This is a genomic window from Rhizorhabdus sp. GW822-FHT03C02, assembly GCF_058801765.1.
This window is the reverse complement of the sequence record NZ_JBXANN010000001.1, coordinates 500,338-514,728: the sequence shown is the minus strand read 5'-3', so window position 1 is coordinate 514,728 and position 14,391 is coordinate 500,338. Positions and strand designations below refer to the sequence as shown.

Annotated in this window: 14 protein-coding genes; 8 read left to right on the top strand and 6 right to left on the bottom strand. The window is 66.8% G+C overall.

Annotation, left to right across the window (positions count from 1 at the left end):
• Window positions 1–12: 12 nt before the first annotated feature.
• Together AC1RM6_RS02360 and AC1RM6_RS02355 are read left to right on the top strand one after the other, a co-directional pair.
• Complete coding sequence (locus tag AC1RM6_RS02360) at window positions 13–1,023, top strand: zinc-dependent alcohol dehydrogenase family protein (protein WP_493097984.1); 1,011 nt, start codon at window positions 13–15, stop codon at window positions 1,021–1,023.
• Between the two features lie 139 nt (window positions 1,024–1,162).
• A complete protein-coding gene (locus tag AC1RM6_RS02355) occupies window positions 1,163–2,140 on the top strand; it encodes a phosphotriesterase family protein (protein ID WP_493097983.1) in 978 nt (325 codons plus the stop codon).
• Window positions 2,141–2,146: 6 nt separating this feature from the next.
• On the opposite strand, the gene AC1RM6_RS02350 is transcribed toward AC1RM6_RS02355, so the two are convergent.
• The 4 genes from AC1RM6_RS02350 to AC1RM6_RS02335 all read right to left on the bottom strand — a co-directional run bounded on the left by AC1RM6_RS02350 (window position 2,147) and on the right by AC1RM6_RS02335 (window position 7,356).
• The gene (locus AC1RM6_RS02350; protein WP_493097982.1) at window positions 2,147–3,532 is read right to left on the bottom strand and encodes a DUF1501 domain-containing protein; all 1,386 of its coding nucleotides are present in this window, start codon (window positions 3,530–3,532) and stop codon (window positions 2,147–2,149) included.
• A 10-nt stretch (window positions 3,533–3,542) separates the two neighbouring features.
• Window positions 3,543–5,228, bottom strand: a complete 1,686-nt coding sequence (locus AC1RM6_RS02345; RefSeq protein WP_493097981.1) for a DUF1800 domain-containing protein — start codon at window positions 5,226–5,228, stop codon at window positions 3,543–3,545.
• Between the two features lie 189 nt (window positions 5,229–5,417).
• Window positions 5,418–6,284: an LLM class F420-dependent oxidoreductase gene (locus AC1RM6_RS02340; protein ID WP_493097980.1), complete on the bottom strand. Its 867-nt coding sequence runs from the start codon at window positions 6,282–6,284 to the stop codon at window positions 5,418–5,420.
• 133 nt (window positions 6,285–6,417) lie between these two features.
• Entirely contained in the window at window positions 6,418–7,356 is a 939-nt protein-coding gene (locus tag AC1RM6_RS02335; protein WP_493097979.1) for a LysR family transcriptional regulator, read from the bottom strand.
• Window positions 7,357–7,502: 146 nt separating this feature from the next.
• Between AC1RM6_RS02335 and AC1RM6_RS02330 the strand changes: the two genes are divergently transcribed.
• Together AC1RM6_RS02330 and AC1RM6_RS02325 are read left to right on the top strand one after the other, a co-directional pair.
• Window positions 7,503–8,315 carry a TauD/TfdA dioxygenase family protein gene (locus tag AC1RM6_RS02330; RefSeq protein ID WP_493097978.1) on the top strand — a complete coding sequence of 271 codons (813 nt, stop codon included), beginning with the start codon at window positions 7,503–7,505 and terminating at the stop codon, window positions 8,313–8,315.
• 36 nt (window positions 8,316–8,351) lie between these two features.
• The gene (locus AC1RM6_RS02325) at window positions 8,352–8,642 is read left to right on the top strand and encodes a DUF1330 domain-containing protein (RefSeq protein ID WP_493097977.1); all 291 of its coding nucleotides are present in this window, start codon (window positions 8,352–8,354) and stop codon (window positions 8,640–8,642) included.
• A 176-nt stretch (window positions 8,643–8,818) separates the two neighbouring features.
• On the opposite strand, the gene AC1RM6_RS02320 is transcribed toward AC1RM6_RS02325, so the two are convergent.
• Window positions 8,819–9,478 (bottom strand): TetR/AcrR family transcriptional regulator, encoded by a 660-nt coding sequence (locus tag AC1RM6_RS02320; RefSeq protein ID WP_493097976.1) that lies wholly within the window; start codon window positions 9,476–9,478, stop codon window positions 8,819–8,821.
• 122 nt (window positions 9,479–9,600) lie between these two features.
• Between AC1RM6_RS02320 and AC1RM6_RS02315 the strand changes: the two genes are divergently transcribed.
• The 4 genes from AC1RM6_RS02315 (at window position 9,601) to AC1RM6_RS02300 (ending at window position 12,762) form a co-directional block, all read left to right on the top strand.
• Entirely contained in the window at window positions 9,601–9,924 is a 324-nt protein-coding gene (locus AC1RM6_RS02315) for a 2Fe-2S iron-sulfur cluster-binding protein (protein ID WP_493097975.1), read from the top strand.
• 43 nt (window positions 9,925–9,967) lie between these two features.
• Window positions 9,968–11,194 (top strand): cytochrome P450, encoded by a 1,227-nt coding sequence (locus tag AC1RM6_RS02310; protein WP_493097974.1) that lies wholly within the window; start codon window positions 9,968–9,970, stop codon window positions 11,192–11,194.
• A gap of 189 nt (window positions 11,195–11,383) precedes the next feature.
• Window positions 11,384–12,175 (top strand): class I SAM-dependent methyltransferase, encoded by a 792-nt coding sequence (locus AC1RM6_RS02305; protein WP_493097973.1) that lies wholly within the window; start codon window positions 11,384–11,386, stop codon window positions 12,173–12,175.
• On the top strand, window positions 12,172–12,762 hold the full coding sequence (locus AC1RM6_RS02300) for a histidine phosphatase family protein (protein WP_493097972.1): 591 nt from the start codon (window positions 12,172–12,174) through the stop codon (window positions 12,760–12,762). Before AC1RM6_RS02305 ends, AC1RM6_RS02300 begins: the two co-directional genes overlap by 4 nt.
• A 17-nt stretch (window positions 12,763–12,779) precedes the next feature.
• On the opposite strand, the gene AC1RM6_RS02295 is transcribed toward AC1RM6_RS02300, so the two are convergent.
• Window positions 12,780–14,294, bottom strand: coding sequence for an LVIVD repeat-containing protein (locus AC1RM6_RS02295; RefSeq protein WP_493097971.1), 1,515 nt, complete (start codon window positions 14,292–14,294; stop codon window positions 12,780–12,782).
• Window positions 14,295–14,391: the final 97 nt, after the last annotated feature.

The window sequence follows — 14,391 nt, the reverse complement described above, 5'->3', positions numbered from 1 at the left end:
GATAGGACGACGATGACGCGAGCGATGCGGATCATGCAGCCGGCGAGCCTCGATACGCTGGTCGAAGCGAGTGCCGACGCCCCGACGCCGGGGCCGGGCGAGATCCGGGTGCGGATCCGCGCCGCATCGCTCAACTTTCGCGACGGTCTGGTCGCCAATGGCTTCTTCCCGGTTCGCGACGGGCTGATCCCGCTGTCCGACGGCGCGGGCGAGGTGGTCGAGACCGGCGAAGGCGTGACCATGTTCAAGCCGGGCGATGCGGTGGTCAGCGTCTTCCATCCGACCTGGGCCGACGGCCATATCGAAAAGGCGCAGCTCACCAGCAGCCCGGGCGGCCCCGCCGACGGCTTCGCCTGCGATTTCGCGACCCGCCCGGCGGGCCATTTCACCCATGCGCCCAAGGGCCTCAGCCATGCCGAAAGCGCGACGCTGACCTGCGCGGGGGTGACCGCGTGGCGCGCGCTGGTCACCGACGGCCAGGTCAAGCCCGGCGCGACCGTGCTCGTGCTCGGCACCGGCGGCGTCTCGCTGTTCGCGCTGCAATTCGCCAAGGCGGTCGGCGCCACCGTGATCGCCACCTCGTCGAGCCCCGACAAGCTCGAACGATTGACGGCGCTCGGCGCCGACCACGTCATCAACCACCGCGAAGTCGAGACATGGGGCCAGGCGGTGCTCGACCTCACCGGCGGCCTCGGCGTCGACCATGTCGTCGAGGTCGGCGGCCCGCACACCCTGCCCCAGTCGCTGATCGCGGCGCGCACCGGCGGCCATCTCGCGATCATCGGTGCGGTCGGCGGATTCGACATCGACACGATGCCGTTCGCGATCGTCCAGGCGAAGCGGCTGCGGGTCCAAGGGGTGACCGTCGGCAGCCGGCGCGACCAGACCGACATGGTGCGCGGCATCGACGCGAGCGGCATCCGCCCGGTGATCGACCGCAGCTTCGCGTTCGACGACCTCGCCGACGCCTATCGCCACATGGCGAGCGGTGGACATTTCGGGAAGATCTGCATCACCATCTGATCGCCGGGAGCAGTATTACCGGCGACCGAAAGCACTGACTTGTCTCTCCGTTCGTGTCGAGCGCAGTCGAGACACGCTCCACCAGCGCTAGGTGTCTCGACTACGCTCGACACGAACGGATTTAGAAGGGATAGACGCCATGGCCCAGGTCGAAACGCTGCGCGGCCCGATCGACAGCAGCGCGCTCGGGCGCGTGCTGGTCCACGAACATATCTTCCTGATGGATGCCGAATATACGCTCAACTACCGCCCCGATTTCTTCGAGGACGCGACCGTCGCCCAGGCCGCGGTCCGGCTCGACGCGCTCAAGGCCGCCGGGATCGACACCATCATCGACCTGACCGTGCTCGGGCTCGGCCGCCATGTCCCGAGCCTGGCGAAGGTGGGGCAGCTGACCGACCTCAACATCATCGTCTCGACCGGGCTCTACACCTTCGACGCGGTGCCCGGCCCGTTCGCCTTCTACGGCCCCGGCCTGCTCCACGACGCCCCCATCGATCCGATGATCGACCATTTCGTGCGCGATATCGTCGAGGGGATCGGCGGCACCGGCATCAAGGCGGGCGAGCTCAAATGCGCGATCGACAAGCCGGGGCTGACCCCGGGGGTCGAACGGGTGATGCGCGCGATCGCACAGACGCACCGGATCACCGGCACCCCGATCACCGTCCACACCGATCCAGGATCGCGCTCGGGGCTCGAGGTCCAGCGGGTGCTCGCCGAGGAAGGCGTCGACCTCGCTCATGTCATCGTCGGCCATTGCGGCGACACCGCCGATATCGACTATCTGATGATGCTCGCCGACCGCGGATCGATCCTGGGCATGGACCGGTTCGGGATCAATTTCAGCATCACCGAGGAACAGCGGATCGCGACGATCGCGGCGATGGTCGGGCGCGGCTATGCCAACCGGCTGACGCTGTCGCACGACTGCGCCTGCTGGTCGGACTTCTTCCCGACGGTCGAGGCCTATAACCGGGCGATGCCCGACCACCACCTGCTCCACATCGGCGAGAAGGTGGTGCCGGCGCTTCTCGCCGCCGGGGTCGGCCAGCGCGACATCGACCGGATGTTCGTCGACAATCCGCGCCGCCATTTCGAGGGCACGGCGCCGTAGCGCCGTTTACACGAAGCCGAGATTCCAGTTCGAACCATAGTTGCCGATATTGGGCAGCACCGTCGCCATGTCGCCATTGGCGACCCCGAACCAGCTCGCCAGGGTCGCGGCATATTGATCGACCGAGATCGTCGGCAGCAGCCGGCCCTGGCCGACATCGTCGGCGGTGTTGTTGCCGATCGCGGGCGGGGTGCCGTAGAATTTCTGGCCCCTGACCGCGCCGCCGAGCACGAAATGATGGCTGCCCCAGCCATGGTCGGACCCGTCGTCGTTCGACTGCAGAGTGCGGCCGAAATCGGAGGCGGTGAAGGTCGTGACCTTGTCCGCCACCCCCATCGCGACGGTGGTGTCGTAGAAGGCGCGCAGCGCATTGGCGACCAGGCCGATCTGCACCGGATGCTGGGCGACCAGCGCGTCGTGCATGTCGAAGCCGCCGATCGAAACGAAGAACACCTGCCGCTTGGTCCCCAGTTCCTGCGAGACCGAGATCATCCGCGCGACCATCTTGAGCTGGTCGGCGAGCGCGTTGTTCCCCGGGAACAGGGTGAAGTTGGTCGCCGGCGATCCCGCCAGCGCGCCCGAAAGCTGGGCATAAGTGTCGAGCGCGCGCTTCGAGACGCGGGCATGTTCGTTGGCGAAGACATGGCTGCCGCCGCTGCTGGTCATCAGGTTGCGCAGCGTCGCCATCGCCGTGCTCGATCCGTACATCGAACTGTTGTTGCCGAGCAGCGCGATCGGCCCGCCGGTGCCGACGCTATACTGGATCGCGCTCTTGCCGGTCAGGAAGACCGCATTGCCCGAGGCGTTGATGCAGGTCAGCGCCGCGGTGCCGTTGCCCGCCTGGAGCAGGTCGCCGATCCGCCCGCCCCAGCCCGAGGTCGCGCCCTCGGGGTTGGACGCCTGGAAATAGCTCTGCTGGTCGTTGTGCGAGAACAGCTTGGGCGGCAGCTTGACCGAATTGGCATTATATTGCGCCTTGGTGGTCGGCTGGACGAGGGTGCCGACATTGAGCGCCACCGCCAGCTTGCCCGCCGCGAACAGCGGCGACAGCGACGACATCGCCGGCGCCAGCGCATATTGCCGGCCGCCGGCCAGCGCGACCGACGGGGTCAGCAGCGTCCCGGCGAGCGAATCCCGGCTCAGCGCGATGTTCGACCGCGCGGCGTTGTAGAGATTGTAGCTCGCCTGATCATAGGGCGGCAGCGTATTGGCATAGTCGTTGCCGCCATAGAGGAACACGCACACCAGCGCCTTGTAGTCCGATGCGGTCGCCGCCGATGCCGCGGCCTCGCCGATCCCGGCCAGGCTGGTCACGAACGGGGCCGCGAGCCCGGCCGCACCGAGCGCCGCCGTGCGCTTCAGGAAAGCGCGGCGGGATTGATCCATGGTCATCATGCTTGTCCTATTTGAACGCCAGATAGTCGGGCGACGCCATCGTCAGCAGGATCGCGGTGTAGACGCGATTGGTCGGCCCGGTGGCGGTGGTGGCGGAGATGCTGTCGACCGCGGTGCGGATCATGCCGATCGTGGCGGCGCTGAGCTGGCCCGCGGCCAGCACGAGGTTGAGCTCCTCGAGCAGCGCCGCGCTGTCGGTCGCGAGCGGTAGGATCGCGCTGTAATCGGCCTTGAAGTCGCCGACGCCGGTGACGATCAGCGTGTTCATATAATTGATATAGGCGACCACCGACTGTTCGTTGGTGATCTGGAATTCGGGGGCGACCAGGTCCATCGACGCGATCGCGGTGCTCGGCGGCTTGTAGCCCGGGCGGAAAAAGTTGAACACGGTCGGGCTGTGCCCCATGCCCTGGCCGAGTCGGTTCGACTGGGCGCTGGTGTCGCCGATCGCCCAGGCGTTCGACGGCGAGGTCGCCCCGAAGGCGCGGGCCCAGCCGGTCGCCCGCATCACCGGTTCGCGCAGCTTGCCCGCGCTCGAGCTGAGCAGCGCATTGTCCGACCGCGCCTCGGGATCGAGCAGGATCGCCCGGATCACCGCCTTCATGTCGCCGCGCACGCCCCCCGTATCGGCGAAGGCCGCCGCGACCCGCCCGACATAGGCCGGGGTGGGATTGCTCGTCACCAGCCGCTGGATGAGCTGCTTCGACACGAACGGCGGCAGATTGGGATGCGCGAAGATGATGTCGAGCGCGGCGCCGATCGCCGCCGTACCGCCACCGCTCACCGTCTGGCCGAGAAAGGTCGACGATCCGGTCTCGTTGAGCGACGCGGTCATCACCATCCGGTCGCGATAGCGATTGGGGGTGGTGCTGTCGGTGGTCGAGAAGCCGAGCCCGGTGAACACCCGCGCGAGCTGCGAGACGTCGGCCAGGCCATAGGTGTCGATCGTGGTGGTGCCGTCGGAGGTCTTGGGCGTTCCGTCCATGTTGAGCTGCGACACGCCGAGCGTGAACAGCTGCATCAGCTCGCGCGCATAATTCTCGTCGGGCACGGTGCCGCGCGCGGGGTTCGCCTTGCGGTTCCCCAGGAAGCTGAGGAACGAACCCATCGCGGCATTATAGGTGATCCCGTCGAGGATCGCCCGATAATTGCCGAACGCATTGTCGAGCAGCACGTCGACATAGGCGGCGGTGGCGAACTGGCGCCAATTGCCATTGAACGCGGTGATTCCGACCACGAGCATGTTCAGAAGCGCCATGCCGACCCGCTGGCGCAGCTGATCGGGCTCGGCGATCAGCTGGCGCCACATCGTCTGGTCGAAGCTGGCGGTCGCGTTGATATTGGCCGCCGCCGAATAGCCGTTGGCGACGAGCCAGTCCCAATGGCTGGTCGCGCGCGCCATCCCGAACTGCGCGGTCAGCCAGCCGTCATAGCCGTTCGACACGACATCGGCGATCATCGGCTTGGTCGCGCCCATCGTCGCCTGCGCGAGGAAGCGGCTCGCCTGCGCCGAGCTTATCGCCGGCGCGGTGACGACCGGTGCGGGCGCCGCCGATGTCGTGCTTCCGCCGCCGCCACCGCCGCCACCACAAGCCGACAATGAAAGTGCGGCGGCGATCGCCGCCACGGGCGCGACGATGTCACCGACATCGGGCGCAACCTGAGAGTCCGGCGCGAACGCCGCTCCCGTCATGTTCGATTCCACTTTGCCCCGTCCTATTACGCAACCCACAGCAATATTCGGGGCAGATATCAAAAACATGGTTAACAAGGTGTAAACAAGTACACGGATTCATGTACTGATTTCACAACATGATCGTTACGCTCGCAGTTTATTATTATGCATAAAAGTAACGATATCACGTTCTACAAATTTTCTATATTATACGTTCCCAATCAACTCTCTGACCCTAGCTATATAATCGATGTGCGCAGCAATTTCGCTGCCGAGTCCCTTGCCCATCGACGATATGCAGCCATGGCTTCCGCCATCATCACGCCAGATTTTCAGATGATCGGCGGTTTCCTGCGGATTTCGGGCGAACAGGGTGAGAAGTTCGCGCCCATATCCGGCCCGATCGCGACCGAGAGCTTCGAGATGGAACCGAACCCGCGCCCATTGCTCGAGCGCCGCGCCGCCGGGGGCGGCGAAGACGAAGCCGTCGCCCAGCCGCGCGCCACGTTCATAGGCGGCTTCCGAATGACCGCCAAGCCAGAGCGGGATCGCGCGCCGCGGCCGGGGATTGATGCCCGCACGGTCGATCCGGTCGAAGCGCCCCTCGAAACTGACGAGCGGGCTCGCCCAGAGTTGCCGCAACAGATCGATCTGCTCGTCGATCCGCTTGCCGCGAGTGCGGAAGTCCTGGCCGAGCGCCTGATATTCGACATGGTTCCAGCCGATCCCGACCCCGAGCCGCAGCCGTTCGCGCGAGAGCAGGTCGACATCGGCCGCCTGCTGCGCGACCAGCGCGGTCTGGCGCTGCGGCAGCACCAGCACCCCGGTGACGAACTCGAGCGTGTCGCTGACCGCCGCCGCGAAACCGAACAGCACGAACGGATCGTGGAACATGTCCTTCTCGGTATAGGGGCCGGTCAATGGCGGATCGCGCCCCTCGTGCGGCGCCTTGACGACATGGTCATAGGCCATGAGATGGCTGTAGCCGAGTTCCTCGGCAGCGCGGATGAAGCGACGGACCGCGTCGGGATCGCCGGCGACCTCGGTCGTCGGGTAGGCAACGCCGATCTTCATCTTCCCGTCTCTCCGCCTGCGGTCCGGCGTCGGCGCGGGACCTGTCGTCGCCGCCTAGCAAAGCCGGCGCGCGTCCGGCCAAGACAAAAAATGTCACCGGGCTATGCCTCCAGGCTATGGCTCGACGCGAGGATCAGGAATCGCCGACCGCCATCGGCCGGGCCGCCTGCCATGTCCCCTGCTGGACCAGCGCCGCGGTCTCCTGGCGGACGAACTGCTCGACCTGCAGCACCGCGCGCGGCGATTCCGACGCCGGCTGCAGGGCGAGGAACAGCTGGCGGGCGAGATCGGGATTGCGGATGCGGGTGAAGGCCAGCCGCCCCGCCGCCGCCTCGCGCGCGAAGGCCGAATGGGGCAGCACCGTATAGCCCATTCCCGCCTCGACCAATTCCTTCATCAACGGCAGCGAATCCGCCTCGAACTGGATGTTGAGCGTCTTGCGCGCCCTGGTGGCCGCGGTTTCGAGCGCGATCCGCAGCCCGTGCGCGGCGCCTGGGACGATCAGCGGCCATTCGGCGAGCCGCCTGAAATCGACCGCGCCCTCGGCCGCCAGTCGCGACTGCGGCGCGCCGACCAGCATCAGCTCGTCCTCGATCAGCTTCGCGGCATTGAGCCCCGACGGGGTCGGACCATAAAGGATCGCGGCATCGAGCTCACCGGCCTTCATCCACGCCAGCAAATGCCCCGAACAGGCCTCGACGATCTGCAGCGCCAGGTTCGGGGCATAGGCCTTGACCCGGCGCGACAGCGGTCCACCGAGGATATGGACCACCGTCGGCGGCACGCCGAGCACGACCTTGCCCCCGGTCTCGGTCGGCAGCGAACGGACCTCGTAAAAGGCATGGCCGATCTCGCGCAGCGGCCCCGAGATCCGCACCCGCAACGCCTCGCCCGCCTCGGTGAGCTGCATCCCGCGATGGCCACGGGTGAACAGGATGATGCCGAGTTCCTCCTCGAGCAGCCGCATCTGCCGGCTGAGCGACGGCTGCGCGATCCGCAGCCGCTCGGCGGCGCGGGTCAGCGAGCCGAGTTCGGCCACCTGCACGAAATAGCCCAGCCGCTTGAAGTCCATGATCGCTCCCCTTCAACGGCCTCCTATCGTGAAGCCATAGCCTGAAGCTATAGCCTGGGGACATAGTTTGTCTTGGCCAGCCGGTCCGGCGCTGCGCTAACCGATCGCAACCGGCCCGCGGGCCGCGATCGATGGGAGAGACTGTGATGACGCTCGAGACACGCGACCTCGCGCCGCGCATCGGCACCGAGATCAGCGCCGGCAAGGCCGATCTTCTGGCCGGCACCTTCGCGGCGGACATCCGCCGGCTGCTCGAAGAGCGCGGGGTGCTGCTGTTCCGCGAGATCGGGCTGAGCGACGCGGAGCAGCTGCTGTTCGCGCGCACCCTCGGCGAGGTGCTGCCGCAGGGTTTCAAGGGCATCTACAAGATCACCCTCGATCCCGAACTCAACAGCACCGCCGACTATCTCCATGCCACCTATCACTGGCATATCGACGGCGCGCAGGACGACGTCCCGACCCGCGCCTCGCTGCTGAGCGCCCGGGTGCTGTCGCAGGAAGGTGGCCAGACGCTGTTCGCCAACACCGATGCCGCCTATGACGACCTGCCCGAGGCCGAGAAGCGCCGGGTGGACGGGCTGCGGGTGATCCATTCGCAGGAATATATCCAGCGGGCGATGCATCCGAACCCGACCGAGGCACAGCTTGCGCGCTGGCGCGAGCAGCCCGAAAAATCGCACCCGATGGCGTGGACCCACCGGTCGGGCCGCAAGTCGCTGGTGCTCGGGCTGACCGCGGGCCGGATCGATGGGCTGCCGTTCGACGAAGGCCGCGCGATCATCGATGCGATGCAGGCCTGGGCAACCCAACCGCAATTCGTCTATCGCCACGAATGGACGGTCGGCGATCTGATCATCTGGGACAATACCGGGGTCATGCACCGGGTCGAGAAATATCCGGCCGACAGTGGCCGGCTGCTCAGCCGCACCACCCTGGTCGGCGAAGAGGCGCTGGTCTGAACGATGGCGAGCACATTCACCTGAAAGGAGTCACCCATGCCAGCCTATATGATCTTCACCCGCGAGACGCCGGTGCGCGATGCTGCCGAGATGGCCGAATATAGCCGCAAGAACCGCGAAAACAGCGGCGATTTCAAGATGACGCCACTCGCCGTCTATGGCGCGATCGAGGCGATCGAAGGCCCCGCGCCCGACGGCGTGGTCCTGCTCCAATTCCCGACCGTCGAGGATGCGAAGGCCTGGTACGACAGCCCGGGCTATCAGGACGCACTGCCACACCGCCTGCGCGGCGCCGATTACCGCGCGATCATCGTCCAAGGGCTCTGACCGGCACGGCCGCTGCCAACCTTAGGTGCCCACCAAGTGCCCACCGCCCCTTTCCATCATTCTGGCGAAAGCCAGAATCTCTCTGCCTTTCCTCGGTTCGACACAGAAAAGCGAGATCCCGGATCAAATCCGGGATGACGAGAAAGGGTCCCGCGCCTTGAGTGGCGTCGCCGACATCACGCCGCGATCGCCCGCCCGCAAAAAGCCCAGATATCGTCGGCGAGCGCCTCGCGGTGGGCGCGGTCGATAAGGGTGCCTTCCTGCGCGAGGAACTCGGCATGGACGGTGGTCGACACCAGATTATAGACCAGCGTCGCCAGCCGCGGCGGCGCGGCCTGGCGCACCACCCCGGCCGCCATGCCGTCGGACAGCATCGTCGCGATCAGGTCGAGCAGCGGGCTGAGCGCGGCCTGCAACTCGATCGGCCGCGCCTCGGCGAGCCGCAGATGCTCGCGGCTGAGCGCGGCACCGCGCCGGTTGCTCTGCTCGCTGTCCTCACCGTCGAGCGACCCGCGCCCCCGCGCGATCGAGGTGATGACGATCCGCAGCCGCTCCATCGGATCGGCGAGCGCCGCGACCTGCTCGCGATAATGGGCGGCGGCCATGCTGATCGCATAAGCGAACACCGCCAGCACCAGATCGTCCTTGCCGACGAAACGCTCGTAAAAGGCGCGACGGGCGAGCCCGGTGCGCGCCAGCACCGCCCGGATCGTCAGCCCCTCGAGTCCCTCGTCGTCGAGCAGCGCATAGGCCGCCCAGATGATCTGACGGGTGCGGTCGTCGAGCGGCGGTTCGGCCCCCGACGGCAGGGGCGGAAAGGGAAAGGGGGAGTCCATGCCCCACATTCTCACCGGCGCCGCACAAAGTCCATTTTCCTCTGTCCGCCAAAATGCTATGGAGATTGGGAACACCGTTCTCAGCCGCGACCGTCGGCGGGGACGATCGGAGAGGAATGAAGATGGCGTTGGTGAACTATGTCGAGTTCGATGGCACGAAGCATGCGTTCGACGTGCCCGATGGCGACAGCGTCATGCAGGGCGCGGTCAACAACGGCCTCGACGGCATCGCCGCCGAATGCGGCGGCGGCCTCGCCTGCGCGACCTGCCATTGCTATGTCGACGATGCCTGGATCGACAAGGTCGGCGAACCCTCGGCGCCCGAGAACGACATGCTCGAGGCGGTGGCGAGCGAGCGCCGCCCCGGCAGCCGGCTGAGCTGCCAGATCACCGTCAGCGAGGATCTCGACGGCCTCGTCATCTCGCTGCCCGAAGCCCAATATTGATCGCGACCCCGCGACCCCAGCACGACATTCCAGGAGAGAGATGATGGCAGCCAGCCAGGCCGCAGCCGGTTCCCCCCCGATCCCCGACCATGTTCCGCCCGAGCTGGTCTATGCCGCGCGCATCACCGAGGGTGAGGAATTCCTCGCCGCGCCCCACAAGTTCATGGCCGAGCTCCACGACAAGGCGCCGCCGATCTTCTTCAGCCCCGGCACCCCGCATGCGGCCCCGGCCTGGCAGCTGCTCAAATATGACGACGCCTTCTTCGTGCTGCGCCATCCCGAATTCTTCACCAGCGCGGGCTCGGGCCCGTTTCCGCGCGACCCGGACGATTATTTCAACATCATCCCGCTCGAGATCGAGCCGCCGCACCATCGCAAATATCGCGCGATCGTCGATCCGCTGGTGTCGCCCAAGACGATCGGCACGCTCGAAACCTCGATCCGCGCGCTCGCCAACGACCTGATCGACCAGTTCATCGACAAGGGCGAATGCGAATTCGCCAAGGATTTCGGCCGGCCGCTGCCGGTCGGCGTGTTCCTCGACATCATGGGCCTGCCGCGCGACATGATGGACGAATTCGTCCGCTGGGCGATGGGCCTGCTCCACGCCCAGGACCGCACGATCGCCCAGCAGGTGATGAACGAGGTCACCGTCTATCTGTCGCAGGTGATCAAGGAAAAGGCGATGACCCCCGACGGCGGCGCGGTCAGCGCGATCGTCCATGGCAAGCCCGGCGGCGAGCCGATGTCGCCCAAGGAGATTTTCGGCTTCGTCTTCTTCCTGTTCATCGCCGGGCTCGACACCGTGTTCGCGACGCTGAACAACATCTTCGTCTGGCTCGCCGAAAATCCCGACCGCCGGCAGGAGATCATCGACACCCCCGACAATATCAACAATGTCGTCGAGGAGCTTCTGCGCGTCTTCACCGTCACCTTCTCGGGCCGCACCCTGACCCAGGATCATGAACTGCGCGGCATCCAGATGAAGAAGGGCGACCGGGTGACCAGCATCCTGCCGTCGTGCAACTTCGATCCCGACATCTTCCCGGATCCGCAGAAGATCGACTTCAACCGCCCGCGCAAGCCGACCCTCGCCTTTGCCGGCGGCGTCCATAGCTGCATGGGCGCGCACCTCGCCCGGCTCGAGATCAAGATCTGCATCCAGGAATTCCTGCGGCGGATCCCGAACTTCCAGCTCAAGGAAGGCACCAAGATCGAATATTGGCCCGGCGGCGTCGTCGGCCCGAAGGTGGTGCCGCTCAGCTGGTAGAATGGCGGCGGTCCCGTTGGCATGGCCTATCGGGACCGCCGAACCATTGAATTTGGGCGACATCGATCGAGATATACTCAACGATTACGCCCCCCGGCACTGCTAGAGACCGTTGGGGAGGACAAAGATGCCCGGCGGAATCGATCATTTGCGGTATGCGGGCGGATATCCGGCCGGGGCGACATGGCGATGAGCATCGACCCCGCGCCGCCGCGCCATGCCGACGGCAGCGCCGGCGATGCCGATTATGGCCGGATCGGCGGCGGTTATGCCGCCTATCGTCAACCCGACCCTCATATTGCCGCGCAGATCGTTGCGGCGCTGGGCACGGCGGCAACGGTCCTCAATGTTGGCGCCGGGGCCGGCTCCTACGAGCCGGTCGACCGCGCGGTGACCGCGGTCGAGCCTTCGGCGGCGATGCGCGCGCAGCGGCCGGCGCATCTGCCGGATGCGATCGACGCGACCGCGGAAGCGCTGCCCTTTCCCGACCGGCATTTCGACGCCGCGATGGCGACCTTCACCGTGCACCAATGGTCCGATCTCGGCCGGGGTCTCGGCGAACTGCGTCGTGTGACGCGCGGCCCGGTCGTGATCCTGAGCTGCGATCCGGCGGCGCTCGATCGCTTCTGGCTCAACGATTATGCGCCCGAGGTGATCGCGGTCGAGGCGGCGCGCTATCCGCCGATCGACCGGATCGCCGCGGCGGTGGGCGGCACGGCGCGCGTGCAGACCGTCGCGATCCCGCGCGACTGCCGCGACGGCTTCAACGAGGCCTATTTCGGCCGCCCCGAACGGCTGCTCGACGAACGCGCGCGCCTCGCCTGCTCGGGCTGGAGCTTCGTTGCGACCGATGCGATCGCACGGTTCGTTACGACATTGCAGCGCGACCTCGCCGATGGAAGCTGGGATCGGCGCCATGGCCATCTGCGGACCCAGCCCAGCTATGACGGGCCGCTTCGTCTCATCGTGGCGCATCCATGACCCGACCAGGCGGCTCCGCCGAGATCTATCTGCTGCGCCATGGCGAAACCGAATGGAATGCCGGCGGCCGCTTCCAGGGCAGGCGCGACTCCGCGCTCACGGCGCGCGGCGAGGCCCAGGCCGAAGCGTCGGCGCGGCGGCTGGCGAGCCTGATCGACCATGTCGACGCGGTCCACGCCAGCCCGCTCGGGCGCGTCCGCCGGACCTGCGAGGCGATGAGCGCGATCCCCGTCTTCCCGCCGATCCGGTGGGACGACCGGCTTCTCGAAGTCTCGTTCGGTGCATGGGAAGGGCTGACGATGATCGACATCGAGGCCGGCTGGCCGGGCCGGCTCGACGGCGCGTCGCCCTCCGACTGGTATTTCCGCGCGCCCGATGGCGAATCCCATGACGAAGCCGCCGCCCGGGTACGAAGCTGGCTCGCCGACATCCGCGGCACGGTCGTCGCAGTCCCGCACGGCCTGCTCGGCCGGATCATCCGGGGCGAATATCTCGGCCTGTCCCGCGCCGACGCACTCGCCCTGCCCGCGCCGCACGACATGATCTGGCGCCTGGCCGATGGCCGGGTGGAGGGCTTCCGAAGCTGATCGGCCCGGCGCGGCGTTTACAACCCCAGCCGCGCGCGGACCTGCGGTTCGATCTGCAGGACCTTGAAACCGCCCATATCCGAGAAATAGATCAGCCGCCGCGCCGCGTCATAATGGCCGACCCCGGCATGGACCGGCACGCCATGGTTGAAATAGGCGACCTCGACCGGCTTGGACGGATCGCGGATATCGAAGATCCGCAGGCCCGCATCGCCGAAATTCACCGCCGCGAAATGCGGGTTCATCGGGTCGTCGATCAGATGATAGGCCAGCCACGGGTCACGGCCGGAGGCCTTGCGGACCTCGCAAAATTCGGGGGTGTTGATCGCGATCTGCAGCATCGACACGTTGCGCGCCTGCGCCGGATCGGTGACGTCGCTGACATAGGCTTCGAACGCCCAGCCGAGCGCGGTCGGCCGCGGATAGGGCCGGCAGCTGTCGCCCGCCTCGGTCTGGGTCGCGATCCCCTTGGTGCCGCCCTCGTTCGAATGGAGCACATAGTCGCGCCCGCCGGCGCGGAACCAGTCGAGGCCGTGGCCGGGGCCGTTGACCTCGCCCAAAACCTTGAACGGGCGGCTGGTCAGATCGATGATGCGGACCTTGGGTATCGGCGCCCACAGCGCACTGGTGCCGCCGGCCTGGTCGCCGACATAGAGCCGGCTGTCGTCGGCGTTGACGTCGAGCGAATGCGAGACCTGCGGCCACAGCAGCGACGCCTGGAGCGGACTGCCGCCCATCGCATAGTTGGCGCCGCGTGGCGCGGCCCGGGTCGCATCGTCGCACAGGCTGCGCCCGGCCTTGATCGACTGGCGGTGCACCTCCTGCCAAGGTCCGGGCAGTTGCGCGGCGATCTCGCAGCGATGGTCGACGATCTTCCAGCTCTTGGGATCGGCGAGGTCGGTGATGTCGACCTCCCACAGCCCGAACGAGGAATAGACCCGGGTCCCCGCGCGATTGACCCGGATGTCGTGGGGCAGATTCTTGCGCGACACCCCGGGCACGGTCGTATCGGGCCATTTGATCTCGCCGAGCAGCTTGGGATGCAGACAGTCGCGGATGTCGTAGATCGTGCTGCCCGACACCATCACCGCGCGGTCGCGGGTGACGACGACGCGCAGCGACTCCGATCCCATATGCGCGGGCAGCGGTTCGCCGACCACCACCGGCTTGGCCGGGTTGCGGACGTCGATCACCGAGATCAGGCTGTCGTCGGGGGTGCCCGCCTGGCCGCGCGAACGGACATAGGCGCATTGGCCGGTACCCGCGACGCTGCCGGCGACCGGAAGCTGGCCGACGACCCTGACCCCGCAATGATAGCCCGCGGTCTGGCCGGCCGGGACCTCGCCCTGGATGCCCGGTTCGCGCACATCGCCTGCCCCGCACAGCGCCGGCGAGATGCCCGCGGCCTTGGCCGATGCCGGCGGCGGCGCGGCCTGGGCGATCGCGACCAGACTCGCAACGAGCGCGGTTGCCGCCACGGCGGCCGACAGCCGATATCGGGCGGTCGCGATGATATCCTGCTTGAACTTCATCCTGTCTCTCCCATGCGCCTTGTGTCGACGGCCTGGCGATCTCAGCCTAAGCTGGTCGCCATGTCATTCGATGTTATATAACATAATATAACACAGC